At 59.8% G+C, this 18,336-nt stretch carries 16 protein-coding genes; 5 read left to right on the top strand and 11 right to left on the bottom strand.

Annotated elements, in window-relative coordinates; all coding sequences use genetic code 11:
• Nucleotides 1-10 precede the first annotated feature (10 nt).
• The gene (locus ACR0A2_RS02305) at nucleotides 11-535 is read right to left on the bottom strand and encodes a component of SufBCD complex (RefSeq protein WP_152458141.1); all 525 of its coding nucleotides are present in this window, start codon (nucleotides 533-535) and stop codon (nucleotides 11-13) included.
• A gap of 120 nt (nucleotides 536-655) precedes the next feature.
• Between ACR0A2_RS02305 and hemB the strand changes: the two genes are divergently transcribed.
• From hemB to ACR0A2_RS02285, 4 genes are all read left to right on the top strand, one after another.
• Nucleotides 656-1,654: a porphobilinogen synthase gene (gene hemB, locus ACR0A2_RS02300; RefSeq protein ID WP_480833916.1), complete on the top strand. Its 999-nt coding sequence runs from the start codon at nucleotides 656-658 to the stop codon at nucleotides 1,652-1,654.
• 141 nt (nucleotides 1,655-1,795) lie between these two features.
• Nucleotides 1,796-2,371 carry a lipid-binding SYLF domain-containing protein gene (locus ACR0A2_RS02295; protein WP_171228223.1) on the top strand — a complete coding sequence of 192 codons (576 nt, stop codon included), beginning with the start codon at nucleotides 1,796-1,798 and terminating at the stop codon, nucleotides 2,369-2,371.
• Nucleotides 2,372-2,539: 168 nt separating this feature from the next.
• The gene (locus tag ACR0A2_RS02290; RefSeq protein WP_480833915.1) at nucleotides 2,540-5,002 is read left to right on the top strand and encodes a penicillin acylase family protein; all 2,463 of its coding nucleotides are present in this window, start codon (nucleotides 2,540-2,542) and stop codon (nucleotides 5,000-5,002) included.
• 109 nt (nucleotides 5,003-5,111) lie between these two features.
• Complete coding sequence (locus ACR0A2_RS02285) at nucleotides 5,112-5,507, top strand: SgcJ/EcaC family oxidoreductase (protein WP_480833914.1); 396 nt, start codon at nucleotides 5,112-5,114, stop codon at nucleotides 5,505-5,507.
• Between the two features lies 1 nt (nucleotide 5,508).
• Here the strand turns inward: ACR0A2_RS02285 and ACR0A2_RS02280 are convergent, their stop codons facing one another.
• From ACR0A2_RS02280 to trkA, 5 genes are all read right to left on the bottom strand, one after another.
• The gene (locus tag ACR0A2_RS02280) at nucleotides 5,509-5,814 is read right to left on the bottom strand and encodes a putative quinol monooxygenase (RefSeq protein ID WP_480833913.1); all 306 of its coding nucleotides are present in this window, start codon (nucleotides 5,812-5,814) and stop codon (nucleotides 5,509-5,511) included.
• A gap of 14 nt (nucleotides 5,815-5,828) precedes the next feature.
• On the bottom strand, nucleotides 5,829-7,106 hold the full coding sequence (gene hflX, locus ACR0A2_RS02275; protein ID WP_480833912.1) for a GTPase HflX: 1,278 nt from the start codon (nucleotides 7,104-7,106) through the stop codon (nucleotides 5,829-5,831).
• On the bottom strand, nucleotides 7,106-7,345 hold the full coding sequence (gene hfq / locus ACR0A2_RS02270; RefSeq protein WP_005982826.1) for an RNA chaperone Hfq: 240 nt from the start codon (nucleotides 7,343-7,345) through the stop codon (nucleotides 7,106-7,108). The genes hflX and hfq overlap by 1 nt, the downstream gene beginning before the upstream one ends.
• 132 nt (nucleotides 7,346-7,477) lie before the next feature.
• Entirely contained in the window at nucleotides 7,478-9,016 is a 1,539-nt protein-coding gene (locus ACR0A2_RS02265; protein ID WP_171328206.1) for a TrkH family potassium uptake protein, read from the bottom strand.
• Nucleotides 9,016-10,392 carry a Trk system potassium transporter TrkA gene (trkA, locus tag ACR0A2_RS02260; RefSeq protein ID WP_152458149.1) on the bottom strand — a complete coding sequence of 459 codons (1,377 nt, stop codon included), beginning with the start codon at nucleotides 10,390-10,392 and terminating at the stop codon, nucleotides 9,016-9,018. The genes ACR0A2_RS02265 and trkA overlap by 1 nt, the downstream gene beginning before the upstream one ends.
• A gap of 96 nt (nucleotides 10,393-10,488) precedes the next feature.
• Here trkA and ACR0A2_RS02255 point away from each other — a divergent pair, with 96 nt between their 5' ends.
• Complete coding sequence (locus ACR0A2_RS02255) at nucleotides 10,489-10,968, top strand: hypothetical protein (protein ID WP_480833911.1); 480 nt, start codon at nucleotides 10,489-10,491, stop codon at nucleotides 10,966-10,968.
• 18 nt (nucleotides 10,969-10,986) lie between these two features.
• On the opposite strand, the gene ntrX is transcribed toward ACR0A2_RS02255, so the two are convergent.
• From ntrX to dusB, 5 genes are all read right to left on the bottom strand, one after another.
• On the bottom strand, nucleotides 10,987-12,396 hold the full coding sequence (ntrX, locus tag ACR0A2_RS02250) for a nitrogen assimilation response regulator NtrX (RefSeq protein ID WP_171632094.1): 1,410 nt from the start codon (nucleotides 12,394-12,396) through the stop codon (nucleotides 10,987-10,989).
• Nucleotides 12,393-14,657 carry a sensor histidine kinase NtrY-like gene (locus ACR0A2_RS02245; protein ID WP_480834461.1) on the bottom strand — a complete coding sequence of 755 codons (2,265 nt, stop codon included), beginning with the start codon at nucleotides 14,655-14,657 and terminating at the stop codon, nucleotides 12,393-12,395. Before ACR0A2_RS02245 ends, ntrX begins: the two co-directional genes overlap by 4 nt.
• 123 nt (nucleotides 14,658-14,780) lie before the next feature.
• The gene (locus tag ACR0A2_RS02240; RefSeq protein ID WP_480618306.1) at nucleotides 14,781-16,148 is read right to left on the bottom strand and encodes a response regulator; all 1,368 of its coding nucleotides are present in this window, start codon (nucleotides 16,146-16,148) and stop codon (nucleotides 14,781-14,783) included.
• A complete protein-coding gene (locus ACR0A2_RS02235) occupies nucleotides 16,148-17,236 on the bottom strand; it encodes a two-component system sensor histidine kinase NtrB (RefSeq protein WP_480833909.1) in 1,089 nt (362 codons plus the stop codon). Before ACR0A2_RS02235 ends, ACR0A2_RS02240 begins: the two co-directional genes overlap by 1 nt.
• On the bottom strand, nucleotides 17,233-18,216 hold the full coding sequence (gene dusB / locus ACR0A2_RS02230) for a tRNA dihydrouridine synthase DusB (protein ID WP_480833908.1): 984 nt from the start codon (nucleotides 18,214-18,216) through the stop codon (nucleotides 17,233-17,235). Before dusB ends, ACR0A2_RS02235 begins: the two co-directional genes overlap by 4 nt.
• Nucleotides 18,217-18,336 lie beyond the last annotated feature (120 nt).

Below are 18,336 nucleotides of genomic sequence, written 5' to 3'. Positions count from 1 at the left end.
TCAGATTTTGCTATCCCAGAACGCCAATCGAGATGTTCTGATACATGCCCCAGAACGAAGTGACCAGTATCGAGATCATGCCTATGATCTGGGTATAGAGCCGGCAGCGCGCAATGGTTTTCGAAACGGACTCGAGCGTCAGTTCCTGCCGCCGCAATCGTCGCGCGTGCACGATGTTCACCACCAGAACAAGCGTCAGTGGAAACAGAAGAAGGAACACGGCCTGCGCGAATTCGACGCCGTAATAGAACCCAAGCGTGGCCAGCCCTGTGAACAGAAAACACCCAAATGCCAACAGGATGGTGCCTGACATGTCGACGATCAACAGGATCCGGTTGGTGTGTATGCGAACGATGTCCAGTAGGTCGATCTCGACCTGCCCGCCAATGCGTCGGGCACGCACCACCAGATCGTAGGGAATGCCCATTACCCAGTGACTCGCCGAAGACCAGACAACCGCCAGCACGATCCAGAACCAGAGATTCGAAAAGCTGCGCATGTCGATGACTTCAAAGATCGAAGAGTACCAGTCCAAACCCAACCCTTTATTCAAACCACTCAGGGAGGATTGGCCACGCTGCCGCGTCCATTGATACCCTTGAGACCTTTGTGAATTCATGCCACCCAATGCACGAATGTTCAAGGAGAACGCGCCATGAAACCGACCATTGCCCCCTATCCCATGACCCGCTTTCGGCGTACCCGTCAATCCCGGGCAATCCGCGGACTTGTGCGCGAGAACACCTTGACCACGGACGACCTGATCTGGCCCGTTTTCGTCCGCGACGGCGAAGGGGTTGAAGAACCTGTTCCCTCGATGCCGGGCGTGGTTCGCCGGTCGGTGGATCTGATTGCAAAAGCGGCCGTCGAAGCACAAGCGCTTGGAATCCCGGCGATATGCATCTTTCCCTACACGGATTCCGCGCTCAAGACCGAGGATTGCGCCGAGGCCTGGAACCCCGACAACCTGTCGAACCGGGCCATTCGGGCGATCAAGGCGGCAGCCCCCGACATTGCGGTGATGACGGACGTGGCGCTGGACCCGTACAATATCAATGGTCATGACGGCTATGTCGTCGACGGAGAGATCGTGAATGATCAGACCATCGAAGCGTTGGTCAAGATGACCCTTGCCCAGGCCGATGCCGGTGCCGACATCATCGGACCGTCGGACATGATGGACGGCCGGATCGGGGAAATGCGCCGCGCATTGGAAGGTGCCGGGCATCACAACGTGATGATCCTCAGCTATGCCGCGAAATACGCCAGCGCTTTTTATGGGCCCTTCCGCGACGCCGTCGGCGCCTCGGGCGCGCTGACCGGTGACAAGAAAACCTATCAGATGGACCCGGCCAACTCGAACGAAGCCCTGCGCCTGATCGAACGCGATCTGACCGAAGGCGCGGACATGGTGATGATCAAACCCGGAATGCCCTATCTGGATATCTGCCGTCGTGTGAAAGACTGCTTTGGTGCGCCCACCTATGCCTACCAGGTTTCAGGAGAATACGCGATGATCCAGGCGGCCGCCCAGAATGGCTGGATCGACGGAGAAAAGGCGATGCTGGAAAGCCTGCTGGCCTTCAAGCGCGCCGGGTGCGACGGTGTTCTGACCTATTTCTCGCCTCAGGTTGCCCGCATCCTACAGGGCTAAAACCCCGAAGAGTCGCAACTTTTCGCCGACAAGCCCCCTTGAGCGGGCAGCTTTCCCGTGACACAACGCCCTAATCGGCGTATCCTTGCCGGCAAGATCGGGATCACCCGACATATCAGGCACAGTTACAGAGAAAAAACCATGAGCAGTTCCAACTCCCCCCGACTGAACCGTCGCGGCTTTGCCTTGGGCATGGCAGGCCTGTCCCTGACCGCCGCCTGCGGCAACGGCGTCGGCAATTCAAACTCGGCCATGATCGACGCCCGCGTCGATGCCACGCTGACCGAAATGTACAGCCGGTACCCCAACACCGTGGAAATCGCGAACAAAGCCAACGGCATGTTGGTTATGCCCCTGATCACCGACGCCGGATTGATCTTCTTTGGCGGTGCCTATGGCCAAGGCGCGCTGCGCATCAACGGCGCCACGGTCGATTACTATTCCGCAGTTTCCGGAACCGCAGGTCTGCAAATCGGTGCGCAGCAATATGCGCATATCCTGTTCTTCATGACCGAAGACGCGCTGAACGATTTCCGCCGTTCCAGCGGATGGACAGCCGGCGCCGATATTGGATATGTGGTTGACGCAACTGGGAATTCCTTGTCCACGGACACGACAACACTGCGTTCGCCGGTGCTGGCGGTGGTCTTTGGCCAGGCCGGTCTAAAATTCGGCGCGACCGTCGAAGGCACGAAATACACCCGCATCATCCCATAACCCGGATTACCACTTCCCCCACACACGGCCCCGTCGCAGCGAAACACTGCGGCGGGGCATTTGATTTCAACCCTTCCCGCGCAGGTTCTTGCCGCGTTCCTCTTTCGGTCGGACCGACCATCCTCTAGTCTCTGCGCAACATTCATCTGAACAAGAATAGGGGCAGTAATGGGTCTTGTTTTCCGCTGGCTGGTGCGCATCGCGTCGGGTCTGATCATCCTGATCCTCGCCGCCATGGGCCTTGTCTATTTTCTGGCCAGCCAATCCCTGCCGGACTATGACCAAACGCTTGAGGTCGACGGTCTGACCGCCCCGGTCGAGATCGTGCGCGACACCGCCAACGTGCCGCATATTCTGGGCCAGACCGATCCCGATGTGTTCTTTGGTTTGGGATATGCCCATGCACAGGATCGACTGTGGCAGATGACGGTCATGCGCCGCACCGCGCAAGGCCGACTGTCCGAGGTGTTTGGCCCGCGCACGCTTCACATCGACAAGCTGCTGCGCAGGTTGGACCTATACGGGCTGGCCCACCGCTCGGTCGAGGTGCAGGACGATTATACCAAGGCCGCCTTGCGCGCATATTCCGCCGGGGTCAATGCCCGCCTGACCGAGATCAACGAAGAGGCGCTGGGTCGCGGCGCGCCCGAGATGTTCCTGTTCAACGCTCCGGTCTCACCCTGGCAACCGGGTGACAGTATCGCGGTGATCAAGCTGATGGCGCTGCAACTGTCAGGCCACCTGACCGATGAAGTTCTGCGTGCGCGTACGTCCCTGATGCTGAACAACCCCGAACGTCTGGCCGATATCCTGCCCGACGTTCCCGGGCCCGGCATCGCGGCGTTGCCGGAATATGCCGCCCTGTTCCCAAATCTTCCGCGGTATGCGGCGGGAACGGACTTTCTCGACACACCTCTTTCGCCCCTTCCCAAACGCGGTCTGGCCGGAGCTTCAAACGCCTGGACCGCCGCGCCGTCGCGTTCTGCAAGTGGCGGAACCCTGTTGGCCAACGACCCTCATTTGGGTTTCACTGCGCCCGGGATTTGGTACCTGGCACATCTTGGCCTGGAAAAAGGCGGTGTCATCGGGGCTTCGATCCCCGGTGTGCCCGCCATCATGACCGGACGCAGCGACCGGCTGGGATGGGGGCTGACATCCTCGTATCTTGACGATCAGGACGTTCATATCGAGCAGCTGAATCCTGACAACCCCGAGGAATACCTGACCCCGACCGGCTTCAAGGAATTCCAGACCCGCCCTTCGATCATCGAGATCAAGGGGGAAGCTCCGGTAACGCTGACCCTGCGCTGGACGGAAAATGGGCCGGTGCTGCCGGGCACGGATTACAAGCTGGAAACCATCACGCCGCCGGGCCATGTGGCATCGCTGTCCTGGACGGCGCTCAGCCCGCAGGACACGTCGATGTCGGCGTCCATGGCGCTGATGAACGCAGACAACGTGGAACAGGCCATCGCAGTCGGTGAGCAGTTCATCGCGCCTTCTCAGAACCTGTCGCTGGTCGACAAGACGACCATCGGGATGAAGCTGATCGGCGCCATGCCTCGGCGCGATCCGCGAAACCAAAGCCGGGGGCGCATCCCCTCGCCCGGCTGGATCGAGGCCAATCGCTGGCAAGGCCGACTGCCCTATGCCGACAACCCGGAATTCGTGGCCCCCGTCGGCGGCGTTCTGGGCAACACGAACAACAAGATCATCGACCGCCCCTTCCCGGATCACGTCTCGTATGAATGGGGCGATACGCAGCGCGTGCATCGCTGGGAACGCCTTATGCAATCGCGCGAGGTGCATACCCGCGACAGCTTTATCGAGGCACAGCTGGACACGGTCAGCTTTACCGCGCGGTCCCTGCTGCCGCTGATCGGTGCCGACCTGTGGTTCACCGGGGCTTCGGCCCCGGAAGGAACGCCGGAACGCCAGCGCCAGATCGCGCTGTCGCTGCTGGCGGACTGGAACGGTGAGATGAACGAACACCTGCCCGAGCCGTTGATCTATGCGGCCTGGCTGCGTGCGCTGCAAATCCGACTGATCTCGGACGAGCTTGGGCCTCTGGCCAGCGAATACAAACATGTCGAACCGCTGTTCATCGAACGGGTCTATCGCGACATTGACGGCGCGGGTGTCTGGTGCGACGTGATTCAAAGCGCACCGGTCGAGACATGCACCGAGATGGCGCGGCTTGCGCTGGACGACGCGCTGATCTGGATCTCTGAACGATATGGCAGCGCGCTTGAATCCCTGCGTTGGGGCGACGCGCATCAGGCAACTCATGATCACCCCGTGCTGGGCTCTGTCCCGATATTGCGGTTTTTTGTGAACATTCGCCAATCGACCAGCGGCGGCGACAACACATTGCTGCGCGGCCGAACATCGGGCGAAGGGCCTGATCCGTTCCAGAATGTGCACGGCGCCGGATATCGCGGGGTTTATGACTTTGCCGATCCCAACAGCTCGGTCTTCACTACGGCGACCGGGCAATCGGGTCATTTCCTGTCGCGCTACTATGACGATCAGGCGCAGCTGTGGCGGCGTGGCGAATACATACCCATGTCACTGGATCTTGATCTGGCCCGCGCCGCGGCTGTCGGGGTAACCAATCTGATCCCGCGATAATCCGCCTATTCGGCAAGTCCCCGCCCTGTTCGCGGGGGCATCGTGGCACCCACAGCTTTATTCGCCTAACATAACATCACCGATCATGTGGGACCAAAAGGGGGCGAGTATGGCCAGCATTCGGGATACTCTGAATAACCTCGCGCGAGACTACGCAATAGCCTGGAGCTCGGGTGACCCCGACGCGGTTGCCGGCTTCTTCGCGTCAAACGGGCAGGTCACCATCAACCGGGGCGACCCGATCGAGGGGCGCGCGGCGATCGCCGACATGGCCCGGAGGTTTTACGCGGATTTTCCGGATCTCGAACTGCGTTGCGACATGATGCGATGGGCCGGATCTCATGCCATATTCGTCTGGACCCGCGAAGGGCACCATTCCGTAACCGGTAATCACGTCACAGCGCGCGGCTGGGAAGAGTGGGAACTGACGTCAGATTATCTTGTACAATCATCATCGGGCTGGTTCGACGCGGACGACCATCAACGGCAGATCGACGGGGTCTGACTCACCGTCCGCCGGACGCGCGTTCCATACTGTAGTCCCGCGGTATCCCCTGAGTGACCCGCGACCAGTCAGACGCCCGTGTCCGGGCCTGATGTGCATCGAAAGCCTGCTGATCTGCAAACACTTCTGACACGTTGAACCGACCCGGACAGGTCTGATCCTCGATCACGTCGAAGGATATGCAACCCGGTTCCGCACGGGTCAGTTCCACATGGTCCGGCAACGCCGCGCGCACCTCTTCCAGCCGGTTCGCAGGCACATCGATATGGCCGGTCAGGAACACTCTTTGGTCCGGCTTGTCAGACATGGACAGCCCTGTCGCTAATTCTTCAGCGCCTCGAACTGAGCCGCCTGTTTGTCGGTCCACAATACCGTGATGCGGAAACCGTCATCGGTCTGTTCTTCCGTGCGCACCACATCCTGGCGGAACAACCAGGCCCGCTTGTCCCCGTCCGAGAAAGACAGATCCAATACTGCCTCACGCCGTGCACCTTGCAGATGCATAGCGATCTCGGACAGCAACGGCGCGATGCCTTCCCCGGTTACAGCCGAAATCGCGAATATCTCAGGATCACGGTCCGCCCGCGCCAGCGTTGCCTCGCGCTCATCAGCGCGCAGCAGGTCTATCTTGTTCCAGACCTCAAGCCGGGGCCTCTCTTCGTCGACGCCCAGCGAGGTCAGGATCGCCTCGACATCCTGCGCTTGCGCCTCGGTTTCCTCGTGGCTGATATCACGCACATGGACGATCAGGTCGGCACCCAGGACTTCTTCCAGCGTGGCCCGGAAAGCCGCCACAAGCTCGGTCGGGAGGTTCGAGATAAAGCCCACCGTGTCCGACAGGATCACTTCGGGGCCGTCGGGCAACTGTACGCGGCGCATGGTCGGATCCAGCGTGGCGAACAGCATGTCCTTGGCCATCACTTCGGCCCCGGTCAGGTGATTGAACAGCGTTGATTTCCCTGCGTTCGTATACCCGACGAGTGCGACGATTGGATAAGGCACCTTGGCCCGGGCGGCCCGGTGCAGTGTCCGGGTCTTGACCACCTTCTGCAACTGCCGCCGCAAGCGCACCAATTGTTCGTCAATGGCGCGGCGGTCGGCTTCGATCTGGGTTTCGCCGGGTCCGCCGACAAATCCCAAACCACCGCGCTGACGTTCAAGGTGGGTCCACGCCCGTACCAGCCGCGTCCGCTGATAGCTGAGCGCGGCCATCTCGACCTGCAACACCCCTTCCCGCGTGCGGGCGCGATCGCTGAAAATCTCCAAAATCAACCCGGTCCGATCGAGGATCTTGACCTTCCACGCCTTTTCCAGATTGCGCTGCTGCACCGGGGTCGCCGGCCCGTCGATCAGAACCAGTTCAACCTCGTTGTCGCGAAAACGCTCGCCAAGTTCTTCAATCTTGCCGCTGCCGAACAAATACCCGGCCTGCGCGCGTTGAAGTCGCACGACTTCTGATCCGATCACGTCCAGATCGGGCAATGCGGCGGCCAGTGCCACCGCCTCTTCCAGCGCCGGTTCGGGGACACGGCGCTGTTCGTCTGATTTGATTTCGGGATGCAGCACCCAAGCCCGGGTGCGCGCCCGCTCATGTTCCATCAAGAGGCGTCTTCGCCCTCATACAGGTTGATCGGCTGTGACGGCATGATGGTCGAAATCGCGTGCTTGTAGACCAGCTGCGACTGTCCGTCGCGGCGCAACAATACGCAGAAATTGTCGAACCAGGTGATGACACCCTGCAATTTCACACCGTTGATCAGGAAAATCGTGACCGGAACCTTAGCTTTCCGTACATTATTCAGGAAGGCATCCTGAAGATTCTGTCTGTCCGAAGCCATATTTTTATAATCTCGCCATTGTTCTTGCTACGCGCTGCGGACCAACGCGCTCCCTCCGGCAGAGTATGGAGTGCTACGCACAGATATTCCAGATGAAAAATCAGGCGTTAGCCGCCGCATGATGTGCCCGGCTCAATCCCGCCAAAGCGACGGGGTGATCAGGGCGATGATCGCCAGCGTTTCCAGACGCCCGATGACCATCGCCGCGCACAGCGTCAGCTTGGCGCTGGCAGAAAGGTCGATCAGGCGAATTGGAACGTCGGTGGCCAACTCGATCAACGGCCCCGTCGTGCTGAGTGTGGCCACGCTGAGCACCATGGCCTGTTCGAATCCGGACCCCATCGCCGCAAGCAATAGGTTGAATACCGCAAGGGTCAGCGCAAAAAGCATCAGAAAGATCCAGGCGATGAACGCACCATCGCTTTGAATGCGGCGATTGCCGCCCCCTGCACCGCTGACGGACGAGGGATAGATCAGGCGGTCGATCTCTCGTGCGCCATTCAGATACAGCGCGAAGACCCGCAACAGCTTGACCCCTCCGGCCGTCGTCGCGACGCCTCCGCCGATCAATGCCAGCCCCATCAACAGCAAACCAGGCGTTCCCAAACCCGACAGTTGCTGTGCGTCGTTCCAGTTCGCGCTTTCGAATCCGGCCGTCGTCAGGAAAGCCAGAACGGTGAACAGCATCCCCCAGATGACTTGCAACGCCTGCATTGGTTCCATTTGACCACCGATTTCCGTCACGCCCGCGACAACCCGGAAGAACAACAGGATTGCGACAGCAAGGACAATCATCAGACCAATGCGAAACTCTGGGTCCGTATCCAGACGGGAATAGCCTGTTGTCGCGGTATCCTTCGAAAAAGTCAGACGCGAGAGAGCAAAGAACAGGAACAGAAACAAGATGGCTTCGCCCGTAAACCCGGCCTGCGCCCCTTCCATACCCCCGACCGGAGAGATTCCGGACGTGGCCATCACTGCCATCGCATGGCATACGGCCGTCAGACCGACTTCACCGGCGATCAGAAGAAGAACCCAGATCACGGTCGTCAGCCCGACATAGACTGGCGTCAGGGTCTTGGCGACACGGATCAGACGGCCTCGCGGGTCCACGCGCTCGCTCTGTGCCACCCCTGACACCGGGCGCCCCGGCTGGCCTTTGGCAGTGACCTCGAACCCACCAAGCGACAGCGGCGCAAGGATCGCCGCAGCGGCGATCCACATAAGCAGGCCGCCCATCCAACCGACCATGGCGCGCCACAAATGCAACGGGGCCGTCAGGCGGGCCGGATCCGGAAACAGGTCCGCCCCCGTGGTCGTCAGAGAGCTGACCATATCGAAATAGGCGTTCAGAAAGGTGGTCGTTCCAAGTGCGTCGTGAAATGGGATCGCCAGAAAGATGGGCAGCAGCGTGAAACAGGCCAGCATCACCGCCAACTGCCCCAACGTGCCGCGCCGGGGTATGCGGTTGGAAGACGCCATCGCGATGGTCGCAACCAGAAACAAGCCCAGGATCCCGGAATACAGAAAGGATCGTGACGTGTCGTGATCGTCCAGAGCCAACGCATAGATCGCTGGAATCCACATGGTCAGGGATGCAATGCCCCAGATCAGCAGGAACAACGGCAACCGCCGCAACAATCCAACCTGTTGTGTCCCTGCATGCGCCATCAGAAGAAATCGATTGAAACCTGCATCAGGCGTTCAACCTCTGGCACGTCCTTGGCCATGGCAAAGATTGCGACCACATCTTTTTCATCGATCCGCAGGCTGCCTGTCGGTCGCAAAACCTCGTCTCCCTTGCGGACCGCGCCCACAAGCACCCCCTCGGGAAAGTCGATATCGCGCAGACGTTGCCCGGCCATAGGCGAGGTTGACAGAACCTCGGCCTCGATCACCTCGGCCTCGGCGTCCCCTATGGAATAGACCTGACGCACCCGTCCATGCCGGATGTGCCGCAGGATCGAACTGACGGTCGTGGCCCGCGGGTTGATATAAGCATCGATCCCCAAGGGCCCCATCAGAGCCACCATGCTGGGATCGTTGATCAATGCAATCGCCAGAGCGCAGCCTTCGGCCTTGGCACGCACCGCAGCCAGCATGTTCGTACGGTCGTCATCCGTAACTGCCAGCATCGCATCGGCCCGCTCGATCCCCGCTTCGCTCAGCAACCCGGCATCCAGCCCGTCGCCATGCAGCACGATCGTCCGTTCCAGAGCCTCGGCGGCAAGTTCAGCGCAATGGCGGTCGCGTTCGATGATCTTGGCCCGCACGCGGCTTTCGCGTTCTTCCAGCGTTCTGGCCACTTCCAGCCCGACATTTCCGCCGCCCACGATCACCACGCGATCCTGCCGCTTCTGCGCCTTGCCGAACACCTCCATGGTGCGATCCACGTCCTTGACGTTGGTGAAGACATAGCATTCATCGCCCACGAACAGCTGATCCTCGGATTCGGGAGCGAACAGCGTGCCTTCGCGCCGCACCCCAACCACGATGGAACTGAGGGTCGAGAACAGATCCGTCAGCTGCCGCAACGGTGTATTCACGATCGGGCAATCCTCTTCCACCCGCACCCCAAGCAGCTGCGCCTTGCCGTCCATGAAAATCTCGGTGTCAAAGGCGGATGGGGCGGACAGGCGGCGCATGGCGGCGGCGGCTACCTCGCGTTCGGGACTGATCACCACATCAATCGGCAGATGATCACGACGGTACAGATCCGAGTGGATCGCCTCGAGATAGGATTTCGACCGCAGGCGCGCGATCTTGCGCTGGATCGAAAAGACCGAATGCGCCATCTGGCAGGTGACCATGTTCACCTCATCAGAATGGGTGGCGGCAATGATCATGTCAGCGTCACGCGCCCCTGCCCGTTCCAGCACGTCCGGGTAACTTGCAAACCCGGCGATCCCCTGCACATCAAGCGTTTCAGTCGCCCGCCTTACCAGGTCGGGATTGTTGTCCACGACGGTAACATCATTCAGCTCGCCCGAAAGATGCCGCGCGATCTGCCAGCCGACCTGACCCGCACCGCAAATAATGACCTTCATGCTTCTGGCCCTTCTGCCTGAAAGGATTGAATGACAGATGCCCCCAGAGCGGTCAATTGAATTGTCATCGCAGCCCGGCTGCGGCAAGATAAGCGTATGAAAACGCTGTTTCCTATGCTGGTACCTTTGATGGTGCTGTCTTCTTGCGGACCACTTTCGCTGTACTACCGCGAAGGGGAAACCGTATCGCGCCTGCAAAAAGAGACCACTCAGTGCCAGCTGAAGGCGGTCAAAGAAGTGCCGGTAGCCAATCAGGTCCGCCAAAGCCCGCCAACCTATTGGCCGGGGCGTACCTATTGCGACGGCAGGGGGCGTTGCCATCATTCGCCAGGCTGGTGGCAGCCCGGCCGGGTTTATACCGTGGATGTAAATCAGGGCCTGCGCAACACGGTCGAAGCGCAATGCATGGCCCAGAAAGGGTTTCGGCCCGTCAGCCTGCCGCCGTGCAAGCAGAACGTCAAATCACGCGTGCCCGCAACGCGAACAACCACTTTGCCACCGCTCAACAGCGCGTCGTGCTTTGTGAAATTCGATGACGGCTCATTTCAGATCATAACGCCCGGTCAGGCCGGCTGAGGCCGTGCGACCGGCAGATTATTCTGCCGGTTCGGGTTCATCGATCTGCGCCACGCGCGCGCCGGATTTGTTCGAAGTCACCACGCCCAGCGATTTCAATTTCCGATGCAGGGCACTGCGTTCCATGCCCACAAAGCTGGCCGTGCGGCTGATATTGCCGCCAAACCGGTTGATCTGTGTCAGCAGATATTCCCGCTCGAACGCCTCTCGGGCTTCGCGCAGCGGCAAGGTGGCCAATGCGCCAGACAACACGACACGGCCTGAGTCTTCTGCCTTTTCTTCTTCGTTCGGCAACTCACGCGCCTCAATCGGGCCGGAGCCATCGCCAAGGATCAGAACCCGCTCAATCAGGTTCTTGAGCTGGCGCACGTTGCCGGGCCAGGTCATCGTCTGCAACAGCGCGACAGCCTCTTCCGAAAGTTCCCTGATCGGCAAACCCTGAGTTTCGTTGCACATCTCAATAAAGTGCTGCGCCAGAACCGGGATATCTTCGCGCCGATCTTCCAGTGACGGCACGGCAATCGGCACGACGTTCAGACGGTGGTACAGCTCTTCCCGGAACCGTTCAGCCGCGATTTCTTCGTCAAGATCCTTGCTGGTTGACGAGATCACGCGAAGGTCCACGCGCACCTTGTCACTGCCACCGACACGCTGGAACTGCTGATCCACCAGCACCCGCAGGATTTTTGACTGTGTCCCAAGGGGCATGTCGGCAACTTCGTCAAAATAGATCACGCCTCCATGCGCTTCTTCCAGCAAACCCGATTCCACGCCGCGTTCCGCCGATTCCCGGCCAAACAGCACCTCTTCCACACGTTCGGGTTCGATCCCAGCGCAGTTTACCGTGACAAATGGCGCGTTGGCGCGATTTGAATGGGCATGGATGTACCGTGCTGCGATCTCTTTGCCGGACCCGGCCGGACCGCTGAGCATCACGCGGCCATTCGACTTGGTCACCTTGTCCAACTGCCCCTGCATGGCGCGGAACGCGGCGGATTTGCCGATCATGTCGGAATTATTGACTTCTTTCCGCTTCAGAGACGCATTCTCGCGACGCAGGCGAGAGGTCTCCATCGCGCGGCGGATCACCACCATCAACTGGTCTATGTTGAACGGCTTTTCGATAAAATCATAGGCGCCCTGCTTGATTGCGGCGACGGCAATTTCAATGTTGCCGTGGCCCGAAATGATCACCACCGGCACATCCGGGTTGTCGCGTTTCACCGCTTTCAGGATGTCGATGCCATCCATGCGGCTGTCTTTCAGCCAGATATCCAGGATCAACAACCCCGGCGGTTCAGAGTTGATTGACGCCATGCACTCGTCCGAGTTGGCCGCCAGCCGGGTTGAATAGCCTTCGTCCTCCAGAATGTCGGACACCAGCTCGCGAATATCGCGCTCATCATCTACGATCAGAATGTCACTCATCTTTGGCCTGCTTTCAGTTTGTTGGTTCTAATTGCCTGCTTCTGTGGCGCTGCCGTTTGGGACACAGTAACCCCCGGCAATCGGATCACGGCCATCGCGCCAAAATGGTCCTGTCCGTCAAACACGGGCGCATCCTCGAGGGTCAGCGCGCCGCCATGCTCTTCAATGATCTTCTTGACGATGGGCAGGCCCAGCCCGGTCCCTTCGTCACGTGTCGTTACATAGGGCTCAAACAGCCGTGCCCGATCCTCGGGCAGGCCGATCCCGTTGTCTGCAATGGTTATGACCGTACCCGCATCATCACCGGTAACCGTCACTTTGATCTGTGGCTGAAGGTTGTCGGGCGCCCCTTTTTCCTTAAGGGTTGCAATGGCTTCCCCGGCATTCTTGATGAGGTTGGTAAGCGCCTGATTCAGCATGGTTGCATCGACATCAGCCATGATGGGCTGTTGCGGCAGATCGGCATCGATCTGCACATCCGGCTGCCCGGCCTGTTGCAGCAGGACCGCCTCGTGCACCAGATCAACAAGGTTTTCTTCCCTGCGTTCAGGTTCGGGCATCCGTGCAAATTTCGAGAATTCATCCACGATGCGGCGCAGATCGTTGGTCTGCCGCACAATCACTTTAGTCATCGAATCCAGGCTGCTGCTGTCTTCCTCATCCAGTTTGCGCGAGAATTTGCGCTTGATCCGTTCCGCGCTCAGCTGGATCGGGGTCAGAGGGTTCTTGATCTCATGCGCGATGCGGCGGGCCACGTCACCCCAGGCCGCCATCCGTTGGGCGCTGACCAGATCTGTGACGTCATCGAAGGCAACCACATAGCCTTCCAGTCCGCCATCTTCTCCGCGACGGATGGCCATGCGGACCAACAGGTTCTCAAGCCGTCCCTTGCGGGTCACTTTGATTTCGCCCTGAACGGCCTCTTGCCCGCTGTCCTTCAAACTTTCAAACAGGGGCAGAAATTCCGGCACCGCAATGCCGATGGCCAGATGCTGCTCGCCCCCGGTCCAATCCAGCAACCGCTCGGCCGAACGGTTCACGAATGTAATGCATCCTTCCGGGTCCACCCCAACGACACCCGAAGTGACAGAGCTGAGCACCGAATCGAACAGACGGCGCCGGCTTTCAATTTGCCGCGTGTTCTCCAACAGAGTATCGCGCTGTCCTTTCAACTGCCGGGTCATCTGGTTGAAATACCGGCCCAGCATCGCGATTTCGTCGTCGCTGGCCTCTTCAATCACCTGGACGCTCAGATCACCGGCCCCAACCCGCTGCGCCGCGGTGGTCAACCGCCCCACGGGACGCGACAGCCGTTCGGCGAACCACATGCCCAAGGACATTGCCGCAAGGATCAGGATCAACGCAAAGCCCAGATACAACAGGCCGAACTCGAACAGCACCCTGCCCCGTTCGCTTTCCAGTTGCTGATAGAACTGTGCCGTTTCCTTGGTATCGTCCAGCAGCGTCAACAACTGCCCATCCACCTCGCGGCTGACATAGAGATAGCGGTCCAGATAAGCCTTCAGAGGAACCAGCGCGCGGAACTCGTTGTTGGGCCAGTCGGCGATGATCAGCAGGCCCTTGTCGGTGGCTTCTGCAATCTGCTCGGGGGTTGGGGCCTCGTAGTTGAACAGGTAGGACCGGTCCCCTCGCGATTTGATTTCGCCACCACCGTCGATGACATAGGCTTCGCGCAGCCCCCGTTGAATCTGAGCCTGCCCCTGCGCCAGAACTTCGCGCAGTTCAGCGTCCGAGATATAGAAGTCCAGCGATCGGGCGTTGTCCAGATATCGCGCAAGAACAGACGCGTCTTGCGTTAACCCTCGGCGGTGTTCCTGTTCATACGCTTCTGCCGCGGTCAGCGAAGATCCCACAACCTGACGCACGCGGTCGGAGAACCAGCCCTCAAGGCCGATATTGACGGTCAATCCGGCAAAAATCGCCACGGTCACGGTTGGAACCAGCGCCAGCAGAGTAAACGCCCCGATCAGGCGCAAATGCAGGCGCGAACCCGCCGACTTGGCCCGACGTGCGGCAATCAAGCTACCAACCTGCCCAAGCACAAGTGCTGCAACAACCAGAACGTATACGAGATCGGCCAACAGAATCAGCCGCAAGGTCGGTGCCGTGGCGCCAAGATCGAAAGGACCGATGACAAGGTAGGTCGCCAGCGCCAGAACAGGCCCCATGAGAACCAGGCCAAACGTGCCAAAATTGCGCAGTTTCCGTGATTTACGCCATCGACTGATCGATGGGATCATCCCGCTCTGTGCTCGGGTTGCCACTGTCTGCCCTCATCCTGATGTGCCGCTTGCGCGGCTTACCGCCATATGTCGTGATCTTTTCCCAACAGATGCCGGGATGCCACGGTTTGTGTGGCGATATTACATCAGTTTGCGTCGACGTGTCACCTGAATATCGAGATCCGTAATCTTTTTTCGCAACGTATTTCGGTTGATTCCCAGCAAATCGGCACATTTCGCCTGATTTCCGCCAGTTGCATCCAGCGCGATTTCGATCAGCGGGGCCTCAACTTCCCGCAAAATACGCTGATACAGGCCCGGGGGCGGCAGAATGTTGCCGTGCAGGTCAAAATACCTCCGCAGATGCCGCTCGACCGAAGTCGAGAGCTTTTCGCGTTCGCCGCCGCTCAGGACCGGTTCGGCCTCGGGTTGGCTGCCCAGCACCGTTTCCACTTCGGCTTTGGTGATTTCATCAGCACGGCTGGTCAGACCCAACCGGCGTACGGCATTTTCCAGTTGCCGCACGTTCCCGGGCCAGGAATAGCGCCGCACCAGCTCCACCGCCTCGGGGCTGAGCCAGCGCTTGGTGCCGTTTTCCCGCTCTTCCCGAGCCAGAAAGTGCTCGGCCAGCAGCGGAATGTCATCCACCCTTTCACGCAGTGATGGAACGTGGATCGTCGCCCCGCACAAGCGATAATAAAGGTCCTGACGGATGCGCCCGTTCTCCATCCCTTCGGTCAGGTCCGACTGGCTGGTGGCCATGAAACGGGGAACGTGATCGCCCGGTGTATCCATCATGCGGACGATGCGCGCCTGAACCTCATCTTCGATATCTGCGATTTCGTCTATCAACAGCGTGCCGCCGCGCACCCGCGCCATCACACGGGCCGGGCCTTCCAGATCGCGCAATTCGGCAGCGGTGACAGTGACAAAGGGCAAGGTTCGACGGTCGGAAAAATCGTGAATGGCCCGCGCAATCAGTGACTTGCCCGTGCCGCTTTCACCGGAAATCATGACCGAGAGATCCGTGTTCATCACCCGGGCGACCAACCGGTAAAGGGCCTGCATCACCGGTGTTCGCCCGACCAGAGGCAGCTCTTCGGGGCGCTCGCTTGTGCCCACGGTCGGCTCTGGCTGGGCGCGTTGCTTCTGATCCAACGCCCGCGCCGTCCGTTTCATCAGATCCGGCAGGTCGAAGGGTTTTGGCAGATAATCGTACGCATCCGCCTCTGTCGCCTGAATCGCCGTCATGATGGTGTTTTGTGCGGAAATCACGATCACCGGCAAACCGGGCCGGTCTTCGGCAATCTTCGGCAGCATCTCAAGACCGTTTCCATCGGGCATGACCACGTCGGAAATCACCACGTCCCCTTTCCCCTCGCCGACCCAGCGCATCAACGTGGTCAGTGATGAGGTCGCATGCACCTTGCACCCGGCACGCGTGAGGGCCTGTGTCAGAACAGTGCGGATCGTGCGATCGTCGTCCGCGACCAATACGGTGCCATCCATCAGGTGCTCTCCTTCTTGTCCTCGATTGCGTCTCGCGGCGCGCGGCGCAGCGACAGTTTGAATACCGTTCGCCCGGGCACGGATTCGGCCGAAATCCAGCCGTCATGGTCCGAAATGATCTTGCTGACCAGCGCCAGCCCCAGGCCGGTGCCGTTTTCCTTGCCGGATACGAAGGGATCAAAAATGTCGCCGCGGATGTCTTCTGGCAGGCCCGGACCATCATCGATGATCTCGATCTGCAAAGGCAGCGAATGCCCTGACCCGTCACTGCGACGCAACCGGAAGGAATGTTCGAAATAGGTCCGCAGGCGGATCGTTCCGCCCTGCGGTCCTGCCGCTTCGGACGCGTTCCTGAGCAGATTCAGGATCACCTGCAGAATCTGATCCGGGTCTCCGTAAGCCAGCGGCAGCGACGGGTCATAGTCTTCGACGATCGTCATGTCAGCGCCAAATCCCAACAATGCCGACCGTCTTGCGCGATCCAGCACATCGTGGATGTTGACCGGCTTGAAGTCAGGTTTCTGAAGGTTCCCGAATTGCTCGACCTGTTCCAGCAACTTCACGATCCGGCGGCTTTCGGCAACAATAAGGTCTGTCAGTTCAAGATCCTGCGGCAGTATATTCATGCTGAGCAACTGCGCCGCACCGGTAATCCCGGCCAGCGGGTTCTTGATCTCGTGCGCCAGCATTTCCGCCATGCCGATGGCGGATTGTGCCGCGGATTTGACCGTATTCCCCCGCGTCATCCGACCTGCCAGTTCACGAGGCGAGATGATCATGATCATAGAGCCCGGATGCCCGACCAAAGGCGCAATCTGCAACGCGCATTGCAGTGGCGCTCGGCTACCCGACCCCACATCCACATCATTCACGAACAATGGCGTGCCCTGCCAGCGGGCGCGCTCGAACGCCTCTTCCAACGGCGCGTCCACGGCGATCTGATCCCAAACTGGATGGCCAATCACCGATTTGCGCGACGCGTTCAGAAACCCCTCGCCCGCAGCATTCACATCGGATATCCGGTCCTGTTCATCAATAATGAACGCCGGAACCGGCAGCGAGTTCCAGATGCTGGCATCGGAATTCATGCCGCCACCTCGTCCGTGTCGCTGAGCGCATCTGCCAACAGACGCAGAACTTCCGCCGGATCACGTGACGTCAGGACCGCCCGGCGCAAGGGCGCAGGCGTTGCGGCTTCGTCCATGTACCATCCCAAGTGCTTGCGGGCGACACGCAGACCCAGATCAGCGCCATAGAAATCCAGCATCGACTGATAATGCGCGCAAACCATATCAACCAGATCATGACCGGTCGGAATCTCGGGCGCCTCGGCCCCGTACAGGTCGTGACAGATTTGCGCCAAAACCCAAGGCTTGCCCTGGGCGCCACGACCGACCATCACCCCATCCGCGCCGGATTGGCGCAACGCGGTTCGGGCGGCGTCAGTGTCCAAGATGTCTCCGTTCGCGATGACCGGGATCGATACGGCCTCTTTCACCGCCCGGATCGCCTGCCAATCGGCGTGACCCTTGTAGAACTGACAGCGTGTGCGGCCATGGATCGTGACCATCTGAATACCCGCGTCCTGAGCGCGGCGTGCCACGTCGGGCGCGTTCAACAGACTATCGTCCCATCCCAGCCGGGTTTTCAGCGTCACCGGCAGATCGACCGCGCCCACAACGGCCTCGATCAGTGCCAGCGCGTGGTCCGGCGTTTTCAGTAGGGCCGAGCCGGAATAACCGTTTGTTACCTTCTTGGCGGGGCACCCCATGTTGATGTCGATCACCCGCGCGCCACGGTCGGCCACCTGACGGGCCGCCTCGGCCATCCAATGGGCCTCGCGCCCGGCCAGTTGCACGGCGGTGTTTTCCACATCCGCGGACAGTTCCGCCCGTTCCCGCACGCCGGGCTTGGCCTGTACCATCTCTTGACTGGCGACCATTTCACTGACGACCATACCCGCACCGAAACGCATCACCAGATCGCGAAACGGGCGGTCGGTGATTCCGGCCATGGGGGCCAGCAAAACAGGCGGTGCTATTTCCTTGTCGGCAAGGTGCAGTGTCAACGTGCTTAATCCTTGGGCAGTTGTGGTTTTGATATCGGTTTCTGCGCATATGAACAACAAATCGGCATGCAGCAAGCCCGCAAAATCATCATTTGCCTAATTATTAATCACATGACCTTG

Source organism: Ruegeria sp. H8, from assembly GCF_056532905.1.
The sequence above is the reverse complement of the archived record's forward strand: the minus strand, read 5'-3'. Positions and strand labels throughout refer to the sequence as shown.